This window comes from Pseudomonas sp. B6(2017) (assembly GCF_002112765.1).
Taxonomy (GTDB): domain Bacteria; phylum Pseudomonadota; class Gammaproteobacteria; order Pseudomonadales; family Pseudomonadaceae; genus Aquipseudomonas; species Aquipseudomonas piscis.
This window is the reverse complement of sequence record NZ_NEIQ01000005.1, coordinates 16,756-38,680: the sequence shown is the minus strand read 5'-3', so window position 1 is coordinate 38,680 and position 21,925 is coordinate 16,756. Positions and strand designations below refer to the sequence as shown.

Here is a 21,925-nt window from a genome sequence, read left to right as displayed (position 1 = left end):
TGCCGCATTTTGCGGCAGTTTGTTTATTGCCAGTTGGAATAAGAAAGGACTTCATGAAACGTCTGCTGCTAACTGCGGTTCTCTCCGTATTGATGATCGCCGAAGTTCACGCCGAGTCCTTCACTATCTCCGATATTCGCGTCAACGGCCTCCAGCGCGTTTCCGCGGGTAGCGTCTTTGGTGCCTTGCCGTTGAACGTCGGCGAGCAGGCGGACGACCGTCGCCTGGTGGAATCCACTCGTGCGCTGTTCAAAACCGGTTTCTTTCAAGACATCCAGCTGGGGCGCGATGGCAACGTCCTGGTCATCACGGTAGTCGAGCGGCCTTCGGTTGCCAGCATCGAGATCGAAGGCAACAAGGCGATCTCCACCGACGACCTGATGAAGGGCCTCAAGCAGTCCGGCCTGGCCGAAGGCGAAATCTTCCAGCGTGCGACCCTCGAAGGGGTGCGTAACGAACTGCAACGTCAATATGTTGCTCAGGGTCGTTACTCGGCCACCGTCGAGACCGAAGTGGTTCCGCAGCCGCGTAACCGTGTCGGCCTGAAGGTGAAGATCAACGAAGGTACCGTCGCGGCCATCCAGCACATCAACGTAGTAGGCAATACGGTCTTCCCCGACGACGACCTGATCGGCCTGTTCGAGCTCAAGACCACCAACTGGCTGTCGTTCTTCAAGAACGATGACAAGTACGCCCGTGAAAAACTCTCCGGTGACCTGGAGCGCCTGCGTTCCTACTACCTGGACCGCGGCTATATCAACATGGATATCGCTTCGACCCAGGTGTCCATCACTCCGGACAAGAAACACGTCTATATCACCGTCAACATCAATGAAGGCGAGAAGTACAGCGTTCGTGACGTCAAGCTCAGCGGCGACCTGAAGGTACCTGAAGACCAGGTCAAGGCATTGCTGCTGGTGGAGAAGGGCCAGGTGTTCTCGCGCAAGCTGATGACCACCACTTCCGAGCTGATAACCCGTCGCCTGGGTAACGATGGCTATACCTTCGCCAACGTCAACGGCGTGCCACAACCCCACGATGACGACCACACCGTCGACATTACCTTCGTGGTGGATCCGGGCAAGCGCGCCTACGTCAACCGCATCAACTTCCGTGGCAACACCAAGTCCGAAGACGAAGTACTACGTCGCGAGATGCGCCAGATGGAAGGCGGCTGGGCTTCGACCTACCTCATCGACCAGTCCAAGACTCGCCTCGAGCGCCTGGGCTTCTTCAAGGAAGTCAACGTCGAGACTCCGGCCGTGCCGGGTGTCGATGACCAGGTCGACGTCAACTACGCCGTGGAAGAGCAGGCTTCGGGTTCGATTACCGCCAGCGTTGGTTTCGCCCAGAGTGCGGGCCTGATCCTCGGTGGTTCGATTACCCAGAACAACTTCCTGGGTACCGGTAACAAGGTCAGCATCGGCCTGACCCGAAGCGAGTACCAGAGCCGCTACAACTTCGGCTACGTGGACCCCTACTGGACCGCCGATGGCGTGAGCCTGGGCTACAACGCTTTCTATCGCACCACTGACTACAAGGACCTCGATGTCGATGTAGCCAGCTATGCGGTGGATAGCCTGGGTGCCGGCGTCAGCGTGGGCTACCCGATCAGCGAGACTTCGCGCTTGACCTTCGGCCTGACGGCCCAGCAGGACAAGATCAAGACCGGACGCTACACCGTCGACGAAATCTTCGACTTCGTGAACAAGCAGGGCAAGAGCTACCTGAACTTCAAGGCCTCTGCCGGCTGGTCCGAGTCGACCCTGAACAAAGGTGTATTGGCGACCCGCGGTCACTCGCAAAGCCTGGTGCTGGAAACCACTACCCCGGGTAGCGACCTGTCCTTCTTCAAGCTCGACTACCGTGGCCAGTTGTTCACGCCGCTGACCGACAACTACACCATGCGTTTCCATACCGAGCTGGGTTATGGCGATGGCTTTGGCGATACCAAGGGCTTGCCGTTCTACGAGAACTACTATGCCGGTGGTTTCAACTCGGTTCGTGGTTTCAAGGACAGCACCCTGGGCCCTCGCAGTACGCCTAGCCGTGGCGTGGGTGTGACCGGTAACGCCGGTACCGTTCGCGATCCGGATCAAGACCCGCTGCCATTCGGCGGTAACGTGTTAATCCAGGGCGGTGCGGAGTTGCTGTTCCCTCTGCCATTCGTCAAGGACCAGCGTTCCCTGCGCACTTCCCTGTTCTGGGATGTGGGTAACGTCTTCAGCTCTCGTTGTGAAAAGACATCCAACACTATCGCGGCGTCGAACGTGAAGCCCGAGTGCAATGATGTCAGCTTCAGCAACCTGGCCAGTTCGGTGGGTGTCGGCGTGACGTGGGTAACTGCTCTGGGTCCATTGAGCTTCGCCCTGGCGATGCCGATCAAGAAACCGGATGACGCTGAAACCCAGGTGTTCCAATTCTCTCTCGGCCAGACTTTCTAACCGTCTGGCCCAAGACAACGACAATGGATTTTGTAGGAGTGCATCGTGCGTAAGTTGACTCAATTGGTTCTCCTGGCCTCCGTTCTGGTCGCGAGCCCGGCATTTGCCGAAATGAAAATCGCCGTCCTGAACTATCAGATGGCTCTGCTGGAGTCGGACGCGGCCAAGAAGTACGCCGTGGACGCCGAGAAAAAGTTCGGCCCGCAGCTGAACAAGCTCAAGACCCTGGAAAGCAGCGCCAAGGGTATCCAGGACCGCCTGGTTGCCGGTGGCGACAAGATGCAGCAAGGCGAGCGTGAGCGTCTGGAGCTCGAGTTCAAGCAGAAAGCTCGCGACTTCCAGTTCCAGTCCAAAGAACTGAACGAAGCCAAGGCCGTGGCCGATCGCGAAATGCTCAAGCAGCTCAAGCCCAAGCTGGACGGCGCAGTTGAAGAAGTCATCAAGAAAGGCGGTTTCGACCTGGTCTTCGAGCGTGGCGCAGTGATCGATGTCAAACCTCAGTACGACATCACGCGCCAGGTTATCGAGCGCATGAATCAGCTGAAGTAAGCCATGACCGCAATTATGAAACTCGGCCAGTTGGCCGAGTTCCTCGGCGCCACCTTGCGTGGCGACGCGGAGAAGGAAATCACTGGGCTGGCCACCTTGCAGGAGGCTGGCCCAACTCAGTTGAGCTTTTTGGCAAATCCCCAATATCGCAAGTACCTGGTCGATAGTCAGGCTGGCGCGGTGTTGTTGAAAGCCGCCGAAGCCGAAGCCTATGCCGGTGACGCACTGGTAGTGGCCGACCCTTACCTATCCTATGCCCGTGTTTCCCACTTCTTCGATCCCAAGCCCAAGGCGCCGGTCGGTATCCATCCGTCCGCGGTAATCGCCGATGATGCCCAGGTCGACCCAACGGCCAGTATCGGCGCCTTTGCCGTGATCGAAAGCGGAGCCCGGATCGACGCCGGCGTAACCGTTGGCGCCCATTGCGTCATCGGTGCCCGTAGCGTGGTGGGCGAGGGTGGCTGGTTGGCACCACGGGTGACCCTGTACCACGATGTGCGCATCGGCAAACGCGTGGTGATCCAGTCGGGTGCGGTGCTGGGCGGCGAAGGTTTCGGTTTCGCCAACTCGAAGGGTATCTGGAACAAGATTGCCCAGGTGGGCGGCGTGACCATCGGCGATGATGTGGAGATCGGTGTCAACACGGCCATCGATCGTGGTGCCCTGGCCGACACCATCATCGGCAACGGTGTGAAGCTCGACAACCAGATCCAGATCGCCCACAACGTCCAGGTCGGTGATCACACCGCGATGGCCGCTTGCGTGGGGATCTCCGGCAGCACCAAGATCGGCAAGCACTGCATGCTCGCCGGCGGTGTCGGCCTGGTGGGGCATATCGAGATTTGTGACAACGTTTTCCTCACCGGGATGACCATGGTGACCCACTCGATCACCGAGCCGGGCGCCTATTCTTCCGGTACTGCCATGCAACCGGCTGCCGAGTGGCGCAAAAGCGCGGCCCGCATCCGCCAGCTCGATGATCTCGCGCGGCGTTTGCGCCAGTTGGAAAAGCGCGTTGGGGACGTGACCCCCGGCGACAATGCTTCATCAGATGGCTGATACCATTTCCACATCAAGTGTGCACAGCCGCTAGACTGCCTGCTTCCTTGATTTGCTAGAGGGGCGTGCGTTGACCGCATGCTCCCAATCTTTACTACAGGCTTCCCCCCGAAATGATGGACATCAACGAGATTCGCGAATACTTGCCTCACCGTTACCCTTTCCTGCTAGTGGATCGGGTGGTGGATCTGGATGTCGAGGGCAAGTGCATTCGTGCCTACAAGAATGTCAGCATCAACGAGCCGTTCTTCAATGGCCACTTCCCTGCGCATCCGATCATGCCAGGCGTGCTGATCATCGAAGCCATGGCCCAGGCTGCGGGCATTCTGGGTTTCAAGATGCTCGACGTGAAGCCTGCCGACGGCACCCTCTACTACTTCGTCGGCTCCGACAAGCTGCGCTTCCGCCAGCCGGTGCTGCCGGGCGACCAACTGATCCTTGAAGCCAAGTTCATCAGTTGCAAGCGCCAGATCTGGAAGTTCGAGTGCCAGGCATCGGTCGACGGCAAGCCAGTGTGCTCCGCCGAGATCATCTGCGCGGAACGCAAACTATGAGTTTGATTGACCCTCGCGCAATCATCGATCCGACGGCCGTCCTGGCCGACGACGTTGAGGTTGGCCCGTGGTCGATCGTCGGCGCTGGTGTGGAAATCGGCGAGGGTACAGTGATCGGGCCCCATGTGATCCTCAAGGGCCCGACCCGGATCGGCAAGCACAACCGCATCTACCAGTTTTCCTCGGTAGGCGAAGACACGCCCGATCTGAAATACAAGGGTGAAGAAACCCGCCTGTTAATCGGTGATCACAATGTGATCCGCGAAGGCGTGACCATTCACCGTGGCACCATCCAGGACCGTTGCGAGACCACCCTGGGCGACCATAACCTGATCATGGCCTATGCCCATATCGGCCACGACAGTGTGATCGGCAACCATTGCATCCTGGTCAACAACACCGCGTTGGCCGGCCACGTGCATGTGGATGACTGGGCGATTCTTTCCGGTTTCACCCTGGTGCATCAGTACTGCCACATCGGTGCCCACAGTTTTTCCGGCATGGGTACCGCCATCGGCAAGGATGTCCCGGCGTTCGTCACCGTGTTCGGCAACCCTGCCGAAGCTCGTAGCATGAACTTCGAAGGCATGCGCCGTCGTGGTTTCAGCGATGATTCGATCCACGCCCTGCGCCGAGCCTACAAGGTGGTCTATCGCCAGGGGCTGACGGTAGACCAGGCCCTGGCCGAATTGGCCGAAGCCGCCGAGCAGTATCCTGAAGTCGCACTGTTTCGCGACTCGATCCAGTCTTCGACCCGCGGCATCACCCGCTAATCATGAACACTCTGCGTATTGCGCTGGTGGCTGGCGAAGCCTCCGGCGACATTCTTGGCGCCGGTCTGATGCGCGCCCTCAAGGCCCAGCATCCGGCGGTGGAGTTCATCGGTGTCGGTGGGCCATTGATGGAGGCCGAGGGCCTGGTCTCCTACTTTCCCATGGAGCGCCTGGCGGTCATGGGGCTGGTCGAGGTTCTCGGGCGCCTGCGTGAGCTGCTGGCCCGACGCAAGAAGCTGGTGCAGACCCTGATCGCCGAGAAGCCGGATGTATTCATCGGTATCGATGCCCCGGACTTCACCCTGAATATCGAGCTCAAGTTGCGCCAGGCCGGGATCAAGACCGTGCACTACGTCAGTCCATCGGTATGGGCCTGGCGCCAGAAGCGTGTGCTGAAGATCCGCGAAGGCTGCGACCTGATGCTGACCCTGTTTCCTTTCGAAGCCAGGTTCTACGAGGAAAAGGGCGTTCCGGTGAAGTTCGTCGGCCACTCCCTGGCCGATGCCATCCCCTTGCAAGCTGATCGAGCAGCGGCTCGCGCCGAGCTCGGTTTGCCCGAGGGCCCGCTGGTGGCGCTGATGCCAGGCAGTCGTGGCGGCGAAGTAGGACGCCTGGGCGGCCTGTTCCTGGATGCCGCCGAGTGCTTGCGGGCCATGCGCCCGGGTGTGCGTTTCATCCTGCCTTGCGCCAATGCGCAGCGGCGAGCCCAGGTGGAAGAGCTGCTGGCCGGTCGCGACCTGCCGCTGACCTTGCTCGATGGCCAGTCGCATAAAGCACTGGCGGCCTGCGACGCGGTATTGATCGCCTCGGGTACGGCGACCCTGGAAGCCCTGTTGTACAAGCGGCCAATGGTGGTGGCCTACCGCCTGGCGCCGCTGACGTTCTGGATTCTCAAGCGCATGGTCAAGAGTCCGTATATTTCCCTGCCCAACCTGTTGGCCCAGCGCTTGCTGGTGCCCGAGTTGCTGCAGGATGCCGCGACTGCCGAGGCCCTGGCCAAGACCCTGTCGCCGCTGATCGAGGGTGGCGAGGAGCAGACCAGCGGTTTCGACCAGATCCATCGCACCTTGCGTCGCGACGCATCCAACCAGGCCGCCCAGGCGGTGCTGGAACTGATAGGTAAAGCCCAATGAGCAACTCCAAGAAGCAGATGGGCCTGGACTTCACCCTGGTGGCCGATGCTGGCGACCTGGTGGCGGGTGTCGACGAGGTCGGCCGTGGCCCCTTGTGCGGTGCGGTGGTCACCGCTGCGGTGATTCTCGATCCGAACCGGCCGATCCTCGGCCTGAACGATTCCAAGAAACTCACCGAGGCCCGTCGCGAACAGCTGTTCGACGAGATCTGCGAGAAGGCCCTGAGCTGGTGCATCGCCCGGGCGGAAGTCCAGGAGATCGACGAGCTGAACATCTTGCACGCCACCATGCTGGCCATGCAGCGGGCGGTGGAAGGCTTGAGCGTGACCCCGAGGCTGGCGATGATCGATGGTAACCGCTGCCCCAAGCTGGCGGTGCCGGCCGAAGCGGTGGTCAAGGGTGATAGCAAGGTTCCGGCGATCGCCGCGGCGTCGATCCTGGCCAAGGTCAGCCGCGACCGCGAGATGGCCGCCTTCGAGCTCATCTATCCCGGTTACGGTATCGGCGGGCACAAGGGGTATCCGACTCCAGTCCACCTGGAAGCCCTGGCGCGCCTGGGCCCGACCCCGATCCACCGGCGCTCTTTCGCGCCGGTACGCCTGGCCTATGAAGCGCGTGAAGCGCTGGGCCTGGTTCAGTCTTGAGGCTGATGTTTTAACCAAGGCCCGGTACAATCCGGCTGCTTTAAAGCTCCACGAACGACGGCAATGGCCTGCCTGCAGTGGCGATGAACCACTATCGATGGTCGCCGCGCGCAGGCCTTGGCTGCCTTGCGCTGTAACGCCGAGTTCGAGTCTTTAAATCGCCCGATGTCCGGGCCTCGTTGTTTTCGCGCTATTTACAGGATCACTATGCCGGCTTCATTCGTTCACCTGCGCCTGCACACTGAATTTTCCCTGGTCGACGGTCTGGTGCGGATCAAACCGCTGGTCAAGGCCCTGACCGGCATGGGCATGCCGGCGGTAGCGGTTACCGACCAGAGCAACATGTGCTCCCTGGTCAAGTTCTACAAGACCAGCATGGGCGCCGGGATCAAGCCGATCTGCGGTGCCGACCTGTGGCTGGCGAACAAGGACGATGCGGACGGCCCCCTGAGTCGCATCAGCCTGCTGGCGATGAATGCCGTGGGCTATCGCAACCTCACCGAGCTGATCTCCCGTGGCTTTACCGAAGGCCAGCGCAACGGGCTGACTATCATCGAGCGCGATTGGGTGGTGCAGGCTGCCGAAGGCCTGATCATGCTCTCGGCGGCCAAGGAGGGGGAGATCGGCATGGCCCTGGTGGCGGGCGATCTTGCGCTGGCCGAGGCCCTGGCCCTGGAGTGGATGGGAGTGTTCCCGGATCGCTTCTACCTGGAAGTCCAGCGTACCAATCGCCCCAACGACGAAGAGCAACTGCATGGTGCGGTGGCCCTGGCCGACAAGATCGGTGCGCCGTTGGTGGCGACCAACGATGTGCGCTTCATCAAGCAGGACGACTTCGAGGCCCACGAGACTCGGGTTTGCATCGGCGAAGGCCGCGCCCTGGACGATCCGCGCCGCTCGAAGAACTACAGCGACCAGCAGTACCTCAAGAGTGCCCAGGAGATGGCCGAGCTGTTCAGCGACCTGCCCGAGGCGCTGGAAAACACCGTGGAGATTGCCAAACGCTGCAATATCACGGTGCAGTTGGGCAAGTACTTCCTCCCTGACTTCCCGACGCCCAACGGCATGGGTATCGATGATTACCTGCGCCATGTGTCCCATGAGGGGCTGGAGGAGCGCCTGGCGGTGCTCTGGCCCAAGGACACCACGCCCAACTATGAAGAGAAGCGCCAGGTCTACCTGGATCGCCTGAAGTTCGAGCTGGATATCATCATCCAGATGGGCTTCCCCGGTTACTTCCTGATCGTTATGGACTTCATCAAGTGGGCCAAGAACAACGGCGTCCCCGTCGGTCCGGGCCGGGGGTCGGGTGCCGGTTCCCTGGTGGCCTATGTGCTGAAGATCACCGACCTCGATCCGCTGGCCTATGACCTGCTGTTCGAACGTTTCCTCAACCCCGAACGTATTTCCATGCCCGACTTCGACGTCGACTTCTGCATGGACGGTCGTGACCGGGTGATCGACTACGTGGCCGAGGCCTACGGGCGTAACGCGGTAAGCCAGATCATCACCTTCGGTACCATGGCCGCCAAGGCGGTGGTGCGCGACGTGGCGCGGGTGCAAGGCAAGTCCTACGGCCTGGCCGACCGCCTGTCGAAGATGATCCCCTTCGAGGTCGGCATGACCCTGGAGAAGGCCTACGAGCAGGAGGAGATGCTGCGCGACTTCCTCAAGACCGATGAGGATGGCCGCGAAATCTGGGACATGGCCTTGAAGCTCGAAGGGGTCACCCGCGGCACTGGCAAGCACGCCGGTGGCGTGGTGATCGCGCCGACCAAGCTCACCGACTTCTCGCCGATCGCCTGTGACGAAGAGGGCGGCGGCCTGGTGACCCAGTTCGACAAGGACGATGTCGAGGCGGCGGGCCTGGTGAAGTTCGACTTCCTGGGCCTGCGGACCCTGACCATCATCAAGTGGGCGATGGAGACCATCAACCGCGAGCAGGCCAAGAACAACCTGCCCGACGTCAACATCGACTTCATCCCGCTGGATGACAAGAAAACCTACGAGCTGTTGCAGAAGGCCGAGACCACGGCCGTGTTCCAGCTCGAATCCCGCGGCATGAAGGAGCTGATCAAGAAGCTCAAGCCCGACTGCCTGGAAGACCTCATCGCACTGGTGGCGCTGTTCCGCCCGGGCCCGCTGCAATCGGGCATGGTGGACGACTTCATCAACCGCAAGCACGGCCGTGCCGAGCTGGCGTATCCGCACTCGGACTATCAGTACGAAGGCCTCAAGCCTGTGCTGGCGCCGACCTACGGCATCATCCTGTACCAGGAACAGGTGATGCAGATCGCCCAGGTCATGGCCGGCTACACCCTGGGTGGTGCGGACATGCTGCGCCGGGCCATGGGTAAGAAGAAACCCGAGGAGATGGCCAAGCAGCGCGGTGGTTTCATCGAGGGTTGCGTTGCCAACAATATCGAAGCGGACCTGGCCGGTAACATCTTCGACCTGGTGGAAAAGTTCGCCGGTTACGGCTTCAACAAATCCCACTCGGCGGCCTATGGGCTAGTGTCCTACCAGACCGCCTGGCTCAAGACCCACTACCCGGCGCCTTTCATGGCTGCGGTACTGTCGGCGGATATGCACAACACCGACAAGGTGGTGGTGCTGATCGAGGAAGTACGCAGCATGAAGCTGCGCCTCGATGCGCCGGACGTGAACAGCTCCGACTTCAAGTTCACGGTCAACGACGATGGCCGCATCGTCTATGGCCTGGGGGCGATCAAGGGCGTGGGCGAAGGCCCGGTGGAAGCGATCGTCGAGGCCCGGGCCGAAGGCGGCCCGTTCAAGGACCTGTTCGACTTCTGCAGCCGGGTCGACCTCAAGCGCATCAACAAGCGCACCCTGGATGCGCTGATCCGCAGTGGCGCCCTGGACCGCCTGGGGCCTTACTTCCATGACGAGCTCAAGGCCTACCAGGCCAATATCGACCGCAACCGCGCCGTATTGCTGTCGGCCCTGGAAGAGGCGATCAAGGCGGCCGAACAGACCGCCCGGACCGCCGATAGCGGCCACGCCGACCTGTTCGGCGGGTTGTTCGTCGAGGAGGATGCGGACGTCTATGGCAACCACCGCAAGGCTCGTGAACTGACGCTCAAGGAACGCCTGCGGGGCGAGAAGGACACCCTGGGCCTGTACCTGACCGGCCACCCCATCGATGAGTACGAGGGCGAGATTCGTCGTTTCGCCCGCCAGCGCATCATCGATCTGAAGCCGGCGCGCGACACCCAGACCGTGGCCGGGATGATCATTGCCCTGCGGGTGATGAAGAACAAGAAGGGCGACAAGATGGGTTTCATCACCCTCGACGACCGCTCCGGGCGGATCGAGGCCTCGTTGTTCGCCGACTCTTTCATGGCTGCCCAGGCCCTGTTGCAGACCGACGCCATGGTGGTGGTGGAGGGCGAGGTCAGCAACGATGACTTCTCCGGCGGCCTGCGCCTGCGGGTCAAGCGAGTGATGAGCATGGAGGATGCGCGGACCAACTTGGCCGAAAGCCTGCGCTTGAAAGTCCACAGCGATGCGCTCAAGGGCGATCAGCTACGCTGGCTGGGCGATCTGCTCAAGCGCCACCGCGGCGCGTGCCCGATTTCCATGGAGTACAGTCGCGACGATGCCAAGACCCTGCTGCAGTTCGGCGAGGCCTGGCGCATCGATCCGGCGGACAGCTTGATTCAGGCCCTGCGTGACCAGTTCGGCAAAGACAACGTCTTCCTGCAATACCGTTGACGGTCAGGCGCCAGCATTACGCCTTGTCGTCACTTGACTTTACTATCGACCTCATCGCGCCCGTCCCTTAAGGTAGGGCGCGAACAGACAACCGGCCGGCCCCAGCTTTCCTGGATGTCGAGCCCAGACGGACGCCTATGAACCCGAATTTTCTTGATTTCGAACAGCCGATCGCCGACCTGCAAGCCAAGATCGAAGAGTTGCGCTTGGTCGGTAATGACAATTCGCTGAATATCGGCGATGAGATCTCCCGCCTGCAGGACAAGAGCAAGACCTTGACCGAGGATATCTTCGGCAAGCTCACCAGCTGGCAGATCGCTCGTCTGGCGCGTCACCCGCGTCGTCCTTACACCCTGGACTACATCCAGCACATCTTCACCGAGTTCGACGAGCTGCATGGCGATCGCCACTTCTCCGATGACGCGGCGATCGTGGGCGGCGTCGCTCGTCTGGACGAGCAACCCGTGATGATCATCGGCCACCAGAAGGGCCGCGAAGTGCGCGAGAAGGTTCGCCGCAACTTCGGCATGCCGCGTCCGGAAGGCTACCGCAAGGCCTGCCGCCTGATGGAAATGGCCGAACGCTTCAAGATGCCGATCCTGACCTTCATCGACACCCCGGGCGCCTACCCGGGCATCGACGCCGAAGAGCGCAACCAGAGCGAAGCCATTGCCTGGAACCTGCGGGTCATGGCACGCCTGAAGACCCCGATCATCGCCACCGTGATCGGTGAGGGTGGTTCGGGCGGCGCCCTGGCCATTGGCGTGTGCGACCAGCTGAACATGCTGCAGTACTCCACCTATGCGGTGATCTCGCCGGAAGGTTGCGCCTCGATCCTGTGGAAAACCGCGGAAAAGGCCGCCGACGCCGCCGAAGCCATGGGTATCACCGCCGAGCGCCTCAAGGGCCTGGGGATCGTCGACAAAGTCATCGCCGAGCCGCTGGGCGGCGCCCACCGCGATCCGGCCGCCGCTTCCGCGCTGATTCGTGCCGAGCTCAGCTCGCAACTGGCGATGCTCAAGGAAATGGATAACGACACCCTGCTGGCCCGTCGTTATGACCGCCTGATGAGCTACGGTCTCTGACCGCCCGCCGCTCCGGCTTACCGGAGCAGGCCAGCTCGCGAACCTGGCGCCGTCGATCGTTCCGATCACGGCGTCTTGTTCATTCTGGGGCAACCGCAAGGCCAGCTGATCGCTGCTGCAGGTCCTGAACGCATGACTCCTCTCGCCGACTCTTTGCTGCAAATCCTGGCTCCCTGGCGCCAGGCCAGCGCGTGGCGCGTGGCCTTCTCCGGGGGGCTGGACTCCACCGTCCTGCTGCACCTGCTTGCCAATCTGGCGCGCCAGCATTGCCTCCCGGCGCTTTCGGCGATTCACGTCCATCATGGCCTGCAACAGGCGGCGGATGCCTGGCCGCAGTACTGTCAGCAAGTCTGCGATGCCCTGGGCGTGCCGCTGCAGGTAGCCAGGGTCCAGGTGCCGGCTGGCGCCAGCCTCGAACGCGCCGCCCGGGATGCGCGCTACAGCATCTTCGAGCAGTCGCTGGCGAGCGACGAGCTGTTGCTGCTGGCCCAGCATCGTGACGACCAGGCGGAAACCCTGCTGTTTCGCCTATTGCGCGGTGCCGGGGTGCGGGGTTTGGCGGCGATGCCCCAGTGCCGTCCCCTGGGGCGTGGGCATTTGCTACGACCCTTGCTTGACGTGCCTCGCGCCGAGCTGGAACGTTATGCCGCCGAGCATCGGCTGGACTGGGTCGATGACCCTTCCAATAGCGATCACCACTATTCGCGTAATTACCTGCGACACCAGGTCATGCCGGTGTTGCAGTCGCGCTGGCCCCAGGCCGCGGCCAGTATCGCTCGCAGTGCCGCGCATCTTGGTGAGGCCCAGGGCTTGCTCGGCGAGCTGGCTTCGATGGATCTGCGCGCCGCCGAACAGGACCGGAACCCGCCCTGGCTGCCCTTGCCAACCCTGGCCTTGGCGCCCCTGCGAGAGTTATCCGCTGCGCGCCAGCGCAACGCCCTCAGCCATTGGTTGGCCAGGTTCACTCGCTTGCCGGACACCGATCACTGGGCGGGTTGGGAAAACCTGCGCGATGCCAAGGATGCAGCCCTGCCGATCTGGCGCCTGGCCGATGGCGAGCTGCATCGTAGGGGGGCGTACCTGTGGTGGTTGTCCGGAGCCTGGCTGCGGCCGGTCGGGCAGGGAGCTGAGTGGCACGATCCGCAGCAACCGCTGTGCTTGCCGGATAACGGCCATGTGGCTTTCAGCGGCTCGGTGCCCGATGGCCCGCTGAGCATCCGATATCGTCTTGGCGGCGAGGTGATGCACCTGGTCGATCGCGGCCATCGCGATCTCAAGCGGCTGTTGAACGAGGCCGGGGTGCCGGCTTTCGTCCGTGGCAGATTGCCGCTGCTATATCGCCAGGAACAACTGTTGGCCGTGGCGAACCTGCCAATGGCCGGCACAAACGCCCGGGGCGCCTGGCAATTGCATTGGCGACCACCGACCAGCGATCAAGGTTTGAGCTGAAAGGGGCTTTCCGGTAGACTACGCTCCCTTCTTGATACAACTTCTGTGGATTCGCCTGAATTGCAGGAGTTGCCGATTACCAAGCAGTCTTTGCTGGGCGATTCCAAAAAATGTGTAGCGAGCAACGTACCGGTGTTTTTGCATCCGGTCTGTCACAACGCGGCGGTTTTTTTGAAACATGCACTGTGATTAATGCAGGTGATCGGGGGCTTCGGCCTTCCTTCGCTTTCCCCGGCGGCACTGACCGCTTTAACGCAGACTTCTAGGGTTTTTCATGACGCGCTACATATTCGTCACGGGCGGTGTTGTTTCTTCATTGGGGAAAGGCATTGCCTCGGCTTCATTGGCGGCCATCCTGGAGGCGCGGGGGCTCAAGGTCACCATGCTCAAGCTGGACCCGTACATCAACGTCGACCCGGGCACCATGAGCCCGTTCCAGCACGGTGAAGTATTCGTCACCCATGATGGCGCCGAGACCGACCTGGACCTGGGCCACTACGAGCGGTTCATCCGCACGACCATGACCCAGAACAACAACTTCACCACCGGTCGTGTCTACGAGCACGTGCTGCGCAAAGAGCGCCGTGGTGACTACCTGGGTGCCACTATCCAGGTGATCCCGCACATCACCGACGAAATCAAGCGCCGTATCATCAAGGGCGCCGGCGATGCCGACGTGGCCCTGGTCGAAATCGGCGGCACCGTGGGTGACATCGAGTCGCAACCGTTCCTCGAGGCCATTCGCCAACTGCGCGTCGAAGTCGGCTCCAAGCGGGCGATGCTGATGCACCTGACCCTGGTTCCTTACATCGCCACCGCTGGCGAGACCAAGACCAAGCCGACCCAGCACTCGGTGAAGGAACTGCGCTCCATCGGCCTGCAGCCTGACGTGCTGATCTGCCGTTCCGACCATCCGGTGGACGCCTCGTCGCGTCGCAAGATCGCCCTGTTCACCAACGTTGAAGAGCGTGCGGTGATCTCCCTGGAAGACGTCGACACCATCTACAAGATCCCGGGTGTGCTGCATGCCCAGGGCCTGGACGATTTCGTCGTCGAGCGTTTCGGCCTGCAGTGCAGCAGCGCCGACCTGTCCGAGTGGGACAAGGTCGTGGACGCCAAGCTGAACCCCGAGAAAGAAGTCACCATCGCCATGGTCGGCAAATACATGGAGCTGCTGGACGCGTACAAGTCGCTGATCGAAGCGATGAGCCACGCCGGCATCCAGAACCGTACCAAGGTCAACCTGCGCTACATCGACTCCGAAGACATCGAGAACCAGGGCACCGGCCTGCTGGAAGGCGCCGACGCCATCCTGGTTCCAGGCGGTTTCGGCCTGCGCGGTGTGGAAGGCAAGATCACCGCGGTGCAATACGCCCGTGAGAACAAGGTCCCGTACCTGGGTATCTGCCTCGGCATGCAAGTGGCGGTCATCGAGTTCGCTCGTAACGTCATGGGCTGGAAAGACGCCAACTCCACCGAGTTCGATCGCACCAGCGGCCATCCGGTCGTGGGCCTGATCACCGAGTGGGCCGATTCCACCGGCGCGGTCGAGACTCGTACCGAAGCTTCGGACCTGGGCGGTACCATGCGCCTGGGCGCCCAGGATTGCCAGATCGTCGCGGGCTCCAAGGTCCACGACTGCTACGGCAGCGACGTGATCACCGAGCGTCACCGTCATCGCTACGAAGTGAACAACAACCTGCTGCCGCAACTGATGGAGGCCGGCCTGCTGGTGTCCGGTCGTTCCGAAGACGGCGCGCTGGTGGAAGTGGTCGAGAGCCAGGATCATCCATGGTTCGTGGCTTGCCAGTTCCACCCCGAGTTCACCTCCACTCCACGTGACGGTCACCCGCTGTTCAGCGGTTTCGTCAAGGCGGCACTGGCTCAACACCAGAAGAAGGCGTGAACCTGATGGCGCAGAAGATCATCCGCGTAGGCAACATCGAAATCGCCAACGACAAGCCGATGGTGCTGTTCGGCGGCATGAACGTGCTGGAAAGCCGCGACATGGCGCTGAAGGTCTGCGAAGAGTACGTACGGGTTACCGAGAAGCTCGGTATCCCCTATGTGTTCAAGGCCAGCTTCGACAAGGCCAACCGTTCGTCGGTGACCTCGTACCGTGGTCCAGGCATGGAGGAAGGGCTGAAGATCTTCGAGGAGATCAAGCGGACCTTCAACGTGCCGGTGATCACCGACGTGCACGAGCCCTACCAGTGCGAACCGGTGGCCAAGGTATGCGACATCATCCAGCTGCCGGCCTTCCTGTCGCGCCAGACCGACCTGGTCGTGGCGATGGCCAAGACCGGCGCAGTGATCAACATCAAGAAAGCCCAGTTCCTCGCGCCCCAGGAAATGAAGCACATCCTGAACAAATGCGTGGAAGCCGGTAATGACCAGTTGATCCTCTGCGAGCGTGGTTCCAGCTTCGGCTACAACAACCTGGTAGTGGACATGCTCGGCTTCGGCATCATGAAGCAGTTCGAGTATCCGGTGTTCTTCGATGTGACCCACGCCCTGCAGATGCCGGGCGGCCGGGCCGACTCGGCCGGTGGTCGCCGCGCCCAGGTCACCGACCTGGCCAAGGCGGGCATGAGCCAGTCCCTGGCCGGCCTGTTCCTGGAAGCCCATCCTGATCCGGACAATGCCAAGTGCGACGGTCCTTGCGCACTGCGCCTGGACAAGCTCGAACCGTTCCTGTCCCAGCTCAAGGCCCTGGACGAACTGGTCAAGAGTTTTCCGACGGTAGAAACCGCGTAAGACCAGTTTCTCCGGTAAAGTACCGCACGATTATTGCTCGGGCCTTCGGGCCTGAGCCTTATCGTCTGCAAGACTGCCTGTTTTCCCCGCCTTGCCGACGGTAGAAGATTTCCTACAGCTGCGTCGTTTTCGTCAACTTTGGAGTGTTTACAACAATGGCAAAAATCGTCGACATCAAAGGTCGTGAAGTCCTCGACTCCCGTGGCAACCCCACTGTCGAAGCGGACGTGCTTCTCGACAACGGCATCATCGGCAGCGCCTGCGCTCCGTCCGGTGCTTCCACCGGTTCCCGTGAAGCACTGGAACTGCGTGATGGCGACAAGACCCGTTACCTGGGCAAGGGTGTGCTCAAGGCGGTAGCCAACATCAACGGTCCGATCCGCGACCTGTTGCTGGGTAAAGACCCAATCGACCAGAAGGCGCTGGATCAGGCGATGATCAAGCTGGACGGTACCGAGAACAAGGCCAACCTGGGCGCCAACGCGATCCTGGCCGTGTCCCTGGCCGCTGCCAAGGCCGCCGCCCAGGACCAGGACCTGCCGCTGTACGCGCACATCGCGAACCTCAATGGCACTCCTGGCGTCTACTCGATGCCGGTGCCGATGATGAACATCATCAACGGTGGCGAGCACGCCGATAACAACGTCGACATCCAGGAATTCATGGTGCAGCCGGTCGGCGCCAAGTCCTTCTCGGAAGGTCTGCGCATGGGTACCGAGATTTTCCATCACCTCAAGGCTGTGCTGAAGGCCCGTGGCCTGAACACCGCAGTGGGTGACGAAGGTGGTTTCGCCCCGAACCTGGCTTCCAACGAAGACGCCCTGAAGGTGATCTCCGAAGCCGTGGCCAACGCCGGCTACACCCTGGGCACCGATGTGACCCTGGCCCTGGACTGCGCAGCCAGCGAGTTCTACGAAGACGGCAAGTACAACCTGGCTGGTGAAGGCCAAGTGTTCACCAACGAAGGTTTCGCTGAGTACCTCAAGGGCCTGACCCAGCGCTACCCGATCATCTCCATCGAAGATGGCCTGGACGAGTCCGACTGGGCTGGCTGGAAGATCCTGACCGACAAGATCGGCGACAAGGTACAACTGGTGGGTGACGACCTGTTCGTGACCAACACCAAGATCCTGAAGGAAGGCATCGACAAGAAGATCGCCAACTCCATCCTGATCAAGTTCAACCAGATCGGCAGCCTGACCGAAACCCTGGAAGCCATCCAGATGGCCAAGGCCGCCGGCTACACCGCGGTGATCTCCCACCGTTCCGGTGAAACCGAAGACTCCACCATCGCCGACCTGGCCGTGGGTACCGCGGCTGGCCAGATCAAGACTGGCTCGCTGTGCCGCTCCGACCGCGTATCCAAGTACAACCAGTTGCTGCGTATCGAAGAGCAACTGAACGGCAAGGCCAAGTACAACGGCCGCAGCGAGTTTCGCGGTTAAGCTGTAGATGGTAAAAAGACACCGGATTGTGTCGGAAAAGTCGCTACAGCGAATTTTTTGCCACTAATCTGATGCCTTAAGAGCACAAGCCTGGTTTTTCCAGGCTTCGTGCTATCAGTAGGTCCGAAGTTGCAGGCATGGCTGTCTTTTTTCACTGGATACCCGATATTCGATGCGCAGTCCCAATTGGTTGTTCCTGGTCTTGCTCTTGCTGCTGGCTGGCTTGCAGTACCGCCTTTGGGTGGGAAATGGCAGCTTGGCCCAGGTCGCCGACCTGACCCAGCAAATTGCCGACCAGCAGGCTGAAAACGAGCGCCTGCTGGAGCGCAATCGCGTACTCGATGCGGAAGTCATGGAATTGAAGAAGGGCATGGAGACCGTCGAAGAACGGGCTCGCCATGAACTGGGCATGGTCAAGGAGGGCGAGACCCTCTACCAGTTGGCCCAATGAGCGATCTGCTGCCGGCCTTCTGGGCCGTGATTCCTGCCGCGGGCGTTGGTGCCCGCATGGCCGCGGACCGTCCCAAGCAGTATCTGCAACTGGGCGGCCGCACTATTCTCGAACACAGCCTTGGCTGTTTCCTCGACCACCCCGGTCTCAAGGGCCTGGTGGTCAGCGTTGCTCCCGACGACCCCTACTGGCCGACCCTGGCCTGTGCCCAGGATGGACGAATCCAGCGGGTCGACGGCGGTGCGGAACGCTCCGACTCAGTGCTCAACGCCTTGCTCCACCTGCATGCCCAAGGCGCTGCGGATGATGATTGGGTGCTGGTGCACGATGCCGCGCGACCTAACCTCGCCCGGGATGACCTGGACAAACTGCTGGCCGAGTTGGCGGACGACCCTGTGGGTGGCCTGCTCGCGGTGCCGGCCCGGGACACCCTCAAGCGTATCGACTCGCGGGGGCGGGTCCTGGAAACCGTGGATCGCAGCCTGATCTGGCAAGCCTATACCCCGCAGATGTTCCGCCTTGGCGCCTTGCACCGGGCCCTGGCCGACAGCCTGGTGGCTGATGTCGCGATCACCGACGAGGCCTCGGCCATGGAATGGGCCGGCCAGGCCCCACGCTTGATCGAAGGGCGTTCCGACAACCTCAAGGTCACCCGCCCGGAAGACCTGGAGTGGTTGCGCCAGCGCTGGGCCAACCGTCGCTGACCCACCGCTGTAGCCGCAGGCTGCGATAAGCCTGCAGCTACCGCTCCTGGTACTCCGGGCGCCGGGCCAGGCCTTCCTTGAGATAGTCCACCAGCTTGCGCACCTTGGGCGACAAGTGTCGTTGTTGCGGGTAAAGCGCCCATACTGCAGTGTTCGGCGGCTGATGGGCTTCGAGCAGTGAGGCCAGCGCGCCGCTCTGCAGATGCTCCAGCACGTAGTAGTCCGGCAGTTGGCACAGGCCCACTCCCTGCAATGCCGCATCCAGCACCGCCTGTCCGCTGTTGCAGCGCCAGTTGCCTTGAACCCGCTGGGCGAACTCACGGCCATCCTGTTCCAGTTGCCAGATATCCGAACTGCCGATCAGGCAGTTGTGGCGGCTCAACTCCGAAAGGCTATGGGGGCGACCGTAGCGCTCCAGGTACGACGGCGATGCACACAGGTACATGCGCCGGGGAGCCAGGCGGGTCGCCACCAGTCGCGAGTCTTGCAGGCGTCCCAGGCGCACGGCCAGGTCCAGCCCCTCGTGCACCAGGTCCAGGGGCCGATTGCTCAATTCGATATCCACCCGCAACTGCGGATACAGGCCCATGAAGCTGGTCACCAGCGGCACGATGAAGCGCTCGCCGTAGGCCACCGCGCAGGTCATGCGCAGCATGCCCTTGGGCTCGCTGGCCAGGTCGCCCACGGCGCGCAACGCCTCTTCCCGGCCATCCTGCAAGCGCTGGCAATGCTGGAGGAAGGTCTGGCCGGCTTCGGTCAGGGTTACTCGGCGGGTACTGCGGTACAGCAAGCGAGTCTGCAGGCGTTCTTCCAGGCGGGCGATCTGCCGGCTGATATGAGAAGAAGAGACACCGAGGCGTTCTGCGGCAGCGGTGAACTGGCTGCATTCGGCCACGGCGACGAACTCGTCGATGCCTTCCCAGCGGTTTTCACTCATGAGTATTATCCCTGTACAGCAATAATGTTTTGCTTTTGATCGAATTATTCATCGTAGTGCGCTGTTTTACACTCCCTGTCTCGTTTTTATTCGCTGGAGACCCAGGATGATCAAGTCGCGCGCTGCCGTAGCCTTCGAGGCCAAGAAACCCCTCGAGATCGTTGAAGTCGATGTCGCCATGCCCAAGGCTGGCGAGGTGTTGTTGCGGGTGGTGGCCTCCGGTGTCTGCCACACCGACGCCTACACCCTGTCGGGCGCCGACCCGGAAGGCATCTTCCCGTCGATTCTCGGCCATGAAGGTGGCGCAGTAGTGGAAGCGGTGGGCGAGGGCGTGACGTCGGTGGCCGTGGGTGACCACGTGATTCCGCTGTACACCCCCGAATGCGGCCAGTGCAAATTCTGCCTGTCGGGCAAGACCAACCTCTGCCAGGCCATCCGTGCCACCCAGGGCAAGGGCCTGATGCCGGACGGCACCACACGCTTCTCCTACAAGGGCCAGCAGCTGTTCCACTACATGGGCACCTCGACCTTCTCCGAGTACACCGTGCTGCCGGAAATCTCCGTGGCCAAGATCCAGAAGGATGCACCGCTGGAGAAGGTCTGCCTGCTGGGCTGCGGCGTGACCACTGGTATTGGCGCGGTGCTCAATACCGCCAAGGTCAAGCCGGGTGACACCGTGGCGATCTTCGGCCTGGGTGGCATTGGCCTGTCCGCGGTGATCGGCGCAGTCAAGGCCAAGGCTTCGCGGATCATCGCCATCGATATCAACCCGGCCAAGTTCGAGATTGCCCGCCAGCTGGGCGCCACCGATTGCATCAACCCCAAAGACTACGATCGCCCGATCCAGGAAGTGATCGTCGATCTCACCGACGGAGGTGTGGACTTCTCCTTCGAGTGCATCGGCAACGTGCAACTGATGCGCGCCGCTCTGGAGTGCTGCCACAAGGGCTGGGGCGAGTCGGTGATCATCGGCGTGGCCGGTGCCGGCCAGGAAATCGCCACCCGTCCGTTCCAGCTGGTGACCGGCCGTGTCTGGCGCGGTTCGGCCTTCGGCGGCGTGCGTGGCCGCAGCGAACTGCCGAGCTATGTGGAGATGTCCGAGAAGGGCGAGATCCCGCTGGACACCTTCATCACCCACACCATGGGATTGGAGGACATCAACAAGGCCTTCGACCTGATGCACGAAGGCAAGAGCATCCGTTCGGTCATTCATTTCTAAGGAGCAGCGACAAACTGCAAGCCACAGGCTGCGAGTAGGGGCAACCGCTCTCGCAGCATGAGGCTTGCTGTATGTGCGCTGGAGGTCCGCCATGAGTCTGGAAAACCTTTCCTGCCAGAAAAGCTTCGGCGGCTGGCATAAACGCTACAAACATCATTCCCAGGTACTGGGCTGCGACATGGTGTTCGCCGTCTACCTGCCGCCCCAGGCCGAGCAGGGCGGCAAGCTGCCGGTGCTGTACTGGTTGTCCGGCCTGACCTGCACCGACGAGAACTTCATGCACAAGGCCGGTGCCCAGCGCATGGCTGCCGAGTTGGGGCTGATCATCATCGCGCCGGACACCAGCCCGCGTGGTGCCGGGGTACCCGGTGACCCGGATGGCGCCTGGGATTTCGGCCTGGGGGCGGGGTTCTACCTCAATGCGACCCAGGAGCCTTGGGCCCAGCACTATCGGATGCACGACTATGTAGTCCATGAGTTGCCGGCGCTGGTGGAGGCGCATTTCCCGGCTTCCGACAAGCGTGGCGTCAGCGGCCATTCCATGGGTGGGCACGGAGCCCTGGTTTGTGCCTTGCGCAATCCCGGGCGCTACCGCTCGGTGTCGGCGTTCGCGCCCATCAACAACCCCATGGATTGCCCCTGGGGGCAGAAGGCGTTTTCCCGTTACCTGGGGGAAGAGCGCTCTCGTTGGCGTGAATGGGATGCCAGTGTCCTGATCGCCGAGGCCAGCGAAAAACTGCCATTGCTGGTGGATCAGGGCGACCGCGATGATTTCCTCGCCACTCAGCTCAAGCCTGAAGCCCTGCAGTTGGCGGCCAGGCAGGCCGGCCATGAATTGACCCTGCGCCTGCAGCCGGGCTACGACCATAGCTATTTCTTCATCGCCAGCTTCATCGATGACCACCTGCGCCATCATGCGCGGGCACTGAACGGCTAGGTCGTACGAGCCTTGGCGTCCGTCCGCGGGGACGCTCGTACCAGCCCTAA

General features: G+C 61.7%; 18 protein-coding genes. 17 read left to right on the top strand and 1 reads right to left on the bottom strand.

Annotated features, from left to right (window positions below; genetic code table 11):
* Positions 1-53 precede the first annotated feature (53 nt).
* The 15 genes from bamA to ispD all read left to right on the top strand — a co-directional run bounded on the left by bamA (position 54) and on the right by ispD (position 18,782).
* A complete protein-coding gene (gene bamA, locus CAG11_RS09685) occupies positions 54-2,444 on the top strand; it encodes an outer membrane protein assembly factor BamA (protein ID WP_031320983.1) in 2,391 nt (796 codons plus the stop codon).
* A gap of 45 nt (positions 2,445-2,489) precedes the next feature.
* Positions 2,490-2,993 (top strand): OmpH family outer membrane protein, encoded by a 504-nt coding sequence (locus tag CAG11_RS09680; RefSeq protein WP_031320985.1) that lies wholly within the window; start codon positions 2,490-2,492, stop codon positions 2,991-2,993.
* 3 nt (positions 2,994-2,996) lie between these two features.
* Complete coding sequence (gene lpxD, locus CAG11_RS09675; protein ID WP_085596149.1) at positions 2,997-4,052, top strand: UDP-3-O-(3-hydroxymyristoyl)glucosamine N-acyltransferase; 1,056 nt, start codon at positions 2,997-2,999, stop codon at positions 4,050-4,052.
* A gap of 113 nt (positions 4,053-4,165) precedes the next feature.
* On the top strand, positions 4,166-4,606 hold the full coding sequence (gene fabZ / locus CAG11_RS09670; RefSeq protein WP_007924058.1) for a 3-hydroxyacyl-ACP dehydratase FabZ: 441 nt from the start codon (positions 4,166-4,168) through the stop codon (positions 4,604-4,606).
* Positions 4,603-5,379: an acyl-ACP--UDP-N-acetylglucosamine O-acyltransferase gene (gene lpxA / locus CAG11_RS09665; RefSeq protein ID WP_085596148.1), complete on the top strand. Its 777-nt coding sequence runs from the start codon at positions 4,603-4,605 to the stop codon at positions 5,377-5,379. The genes fabZ and lpxA overlap by 4 nt, the downstream gene beginning before the upstream one ends.
* A 2-nt stretch (positions 5,380-5,381) precedes the next feature.
* Positions 5,382-6,512, top strand: coding sequence for a lipid-A-disaccharide synthase (gene lpxB / locus CAG11_RS09660; RefSeq protein ID WP_085596147.1), 1,131 nt, complete (start codon positions 5,382-5,384; stop codon positions 6,510-6,512).
* Positions 6,509-7,156 (top strand): ribonuclease HII, encoded by a 648-nt coding sequence (gene rnhB / locus CAG11_RS09655; protein WP_177409104.1) that lies wholly within the window; start codon positions 6,509-6,511, stop codon positions 7,154-7,156. The genes lpxB and rnhB overlap by 4 nt, the downstream gene beginning before the upstream one ends.
* Before the next feature lie 207 nt (positions 7,157-7,363).
* Positions 7,364-10,891 carry a DNA polymerase III subunit alpha gene (gene dnaE, locus CAG11_RS09650; protein WP_085596146.1) on the top strand — a complete coding sequence of 1,176 codons (3,528 nt, stop codon included), beginning with the start codon at positions 7,364-7,366 and terminating at the stop codon, positions 10,889-10,891.
* 137 nt (positions 10,892-11,028) lie between these two features.
* A complete protein-coding gene (locus tag CAG11_RS09645) occupies positions 11,029-11,976 on the top strand; it encodes an acetyl-CoA carboxylase carboxyltransferase subunit alpha (protein ID WP_022642588.1) in 948 nt (315 codons plus the stop codon).
* Between the two features lie 132 nt (positions 11,977-12,108).
* Positions 12,109-13,425, top strand: a complete 1,317-nt coding sequence (gene tilS / locus CAG11_RS09640) for a tRNA lysidine(34) synthetase TilS (RefSeq protein WP_085596352.1) — start codon at positions 12,109-12,111, stop codon at positions 13,423-13,425.
* 274 nt (positions 13,426-13,699) lie between these two features.
* Positions 13,700-15,331, top strand: a complete 1,632-nt coding sequence (locus tag CAG11_RS09635; RefSeq protein WP_031320990.1) for a CTP synthase — start codon at positions 13,700-13,702, stop codon at positions 15,329-15,331.
* A 5-nt stretch (positions 15,332-15,336) separates the two neighbouring features.
* Positions 15,337-16,182, top strand: a complete 846-nt coding sequence (gene kdsA / locus CAG11_RS09630; protein WP_031320992.1) for a 3-deoxy-8-phosphooctulonate synthase — start codon at positions 15,337-15,339, stop codon at positions 16,180-16,182.
* Between the two features lie 155 nt (positions 16,183-16,337).
* Positions 16,338-17,627, top strand: a complete 1,290-nt coding sequence (gene eno, locus CAG11_RS09625) for a phosphopyruvate hydratase (RefSeq protein WP_022642592.1) — start codon at positions 16,338-16,340, stop codon at positions 17,625-17,627.
* Positions 17,628-17,799: 172 nt separating this feature from the next.
* A complete protein-coding gene (gene ftsB, locus CAG11_RS09620; protein WP_022642593.1) occupies positions 17,800-18,078 on the top strand; it encodes a cell division protein FtsB in 279 nt (92 codons plus the stop codon).
* Complete coding sequence (ispD, locus tag CAG11_RS09615; protein ID WP_085596145.1) at positions 18,075-18,782, top strand: 2-C-methyl-D-erythritol 4-phosphate cytidylyltransferase; 708 nt, start codon at positions 18,075-18,077, stop codon at positions 18,780-18,782. Before ftsB ends, ispD begins: the two co-directional genes overlap by 4 nt.
* Before the next feature lie 37 nt (positions 18,783-18,819).
* On the opposite strand, the gene CAG11_RS09610 is transcribed toward ispD, so the two are convergent.
* Positions 18,820-19,719, bottom strand: a complete 900-nt coding sequence (locus tag CAG11_RS09610) for a LysR family transcriptional regulator (RefSeq protein ID WP_022642595.1) — start codon at positions 19,717-19,719, stop codon at positions 18,820-18,822.
* A gap of 106 nt (positions 19,720-19,825) precedes the next feature.
* Between CAG11_RS09610 and CAG11_RS09605 the strand changes: the two genes are divergently transcribed.
* Both CAG11_RS09605 and fghA read left to right on the top strand, forming a co-directional pair.
* Positions 19,826-20,938 carry an S-(hydroxymethyl)glutathione dehydrogenase/class III alcohol dehydrogenase gene (locus tag CAG11_RS09605; protein ID WP_022642596.1) on the top strand — a complete coding sequence of 371 codons (1,113 nt, stop codon included), beginning with the start codon at positions 19,826-19,828 and terminating at the stop codon, positions 20,936-20,938.
* Between the two features lie 91 nt (positions 20,939-21,029).
* Complete coding sequence (gene fghA / locus CAG11_RS09600) at positions 21,030-21,875, top strand: S-formylglutathione hydrolase (RefSeq protein ID WP_085596144.1); 846 nt, start codon at positions 21,030-21,032, stop codon at positions 21,873-21,875.
* Positions 21,876-21,925 lie beyond the last annotated feature (50 nt).

Excerpts from the sequence above, each read along its gene's own strand:
- bamA (WP_031320983.1), top strand. The coding sequence starts at position 54 with ATGAAACGTCTGCTGCTAACTGCGGTTCTCTCCGTATTGATGATCGCC.
- lpxD (WP_085596149.1), top strand. The coding sequence starts at position 2,997 with ATGACCGCAATTATGAAACTCGGCCAGTTGGCCGAGTTCCTCGGCGCC.
- fabZ (WP_007924058.1), top strand. The coding sequence starts at position 4,166 with ATGATGGACATCAACGAGATTCGCGAATACTTGCCTCACCGTTACCCT.
- lpxA (WP_085596148.1), top strand. The coding sequence starts at position 4,603 with ATGAGTTTGATTGACCCTCGCGCAATCATCGATCCGACGGCCGTCCTG.
- lpxB (WP_085596147.1), top strand. The coding sequence starts at position 5,382 with ATGAACACTCTGCGTATTGCGCTGGTGGCTGGCGAAGCCTCCGGCGAC.
- rnhB (WP_177409104.1), top strand. The coding sequence starts at position 6,509 with ATGAGCAACTCCAAGAAGCAGATGGGCCTGGACTTCACCCTGGTGGCC.
- dnaE (WP_085596146.1), top strand. The coding sequence starts at position 7,364 with ATGCCGGCTTCATTCGTTCACCTGCGCCTGCACACTGAATTTTCCCTG.
- CAG11_RS09645 (WP_022642588.1), top strand. The coding sequence starts at position 11,029 with ATGAACCCGAATTTTCTTGATTTCGAACAGCCGATCGCCGACCTGCAA.
- tilS (WP_085596352.1), top strand. The coding sequence starts at position 12,109 with ATGACTCCTCTCGCCGACTCTTTGCTGCAAATCCTGGCTCCCTGGCGC.
- CAG11_RS09635 (WP_031320990.1), top strand. The coding sequence starts at position 13,700 with ATGACGCGCTACATATTCGTCACGGGCGGTGTTGTTTCTTCATTGGGG.
- kdsA (WP_031320992.1), top strand. The coding sequence starts at position 15,337 with ATGGCGCAGAAGATCATCCGCGTAGGCAACATCGAAATCGCCAACGAC.
- eno (WP_022642592.1), top strand. The coding sequence starts at position 16,338 with ATGGCAAAAATCGTCGACATCAAAGGTCGTGAAGTCCTCGACTCCCGT.
- ftsB (WP_022642593.1), top strand. The coding sequence starts at position 17,800 with ATGCGCAGTCCCAATTGGTTGTTCCTGGTCTTGCTCTTGCTGCTGGCT.
- ispD (WP_085596145.1), top strand. The coding sequence starts at position 18,075 with ATGAGCGATCTGCTGCCGGCCTTCTGGGCCGTGATTCCTGCCGCGGGC.
- CAG11_RS09610 (WP_022642595.1), bottom strand. The coding sequence starts at position 19,719 with ATGAGTGAAAACCGCTGGGAAGGCATCGACGAGTTCGTCGCCGTGGCC.
- CAG11_RS09605 (WP_022642596.1), top strand. The coding sequence starts at position 19,826 with ATGATCAAGTCGCGCGCTGCCGTAGCCTTCGAGGCCAAGAAACCCCTC.
- fghA (WP_085596144.1), top strand. The coding sequence starts at position 21,030 with ATGAGTCTGGAAAACCTTTCCTGCCAGAAAAGCTTCGGCGGCTGGCAT.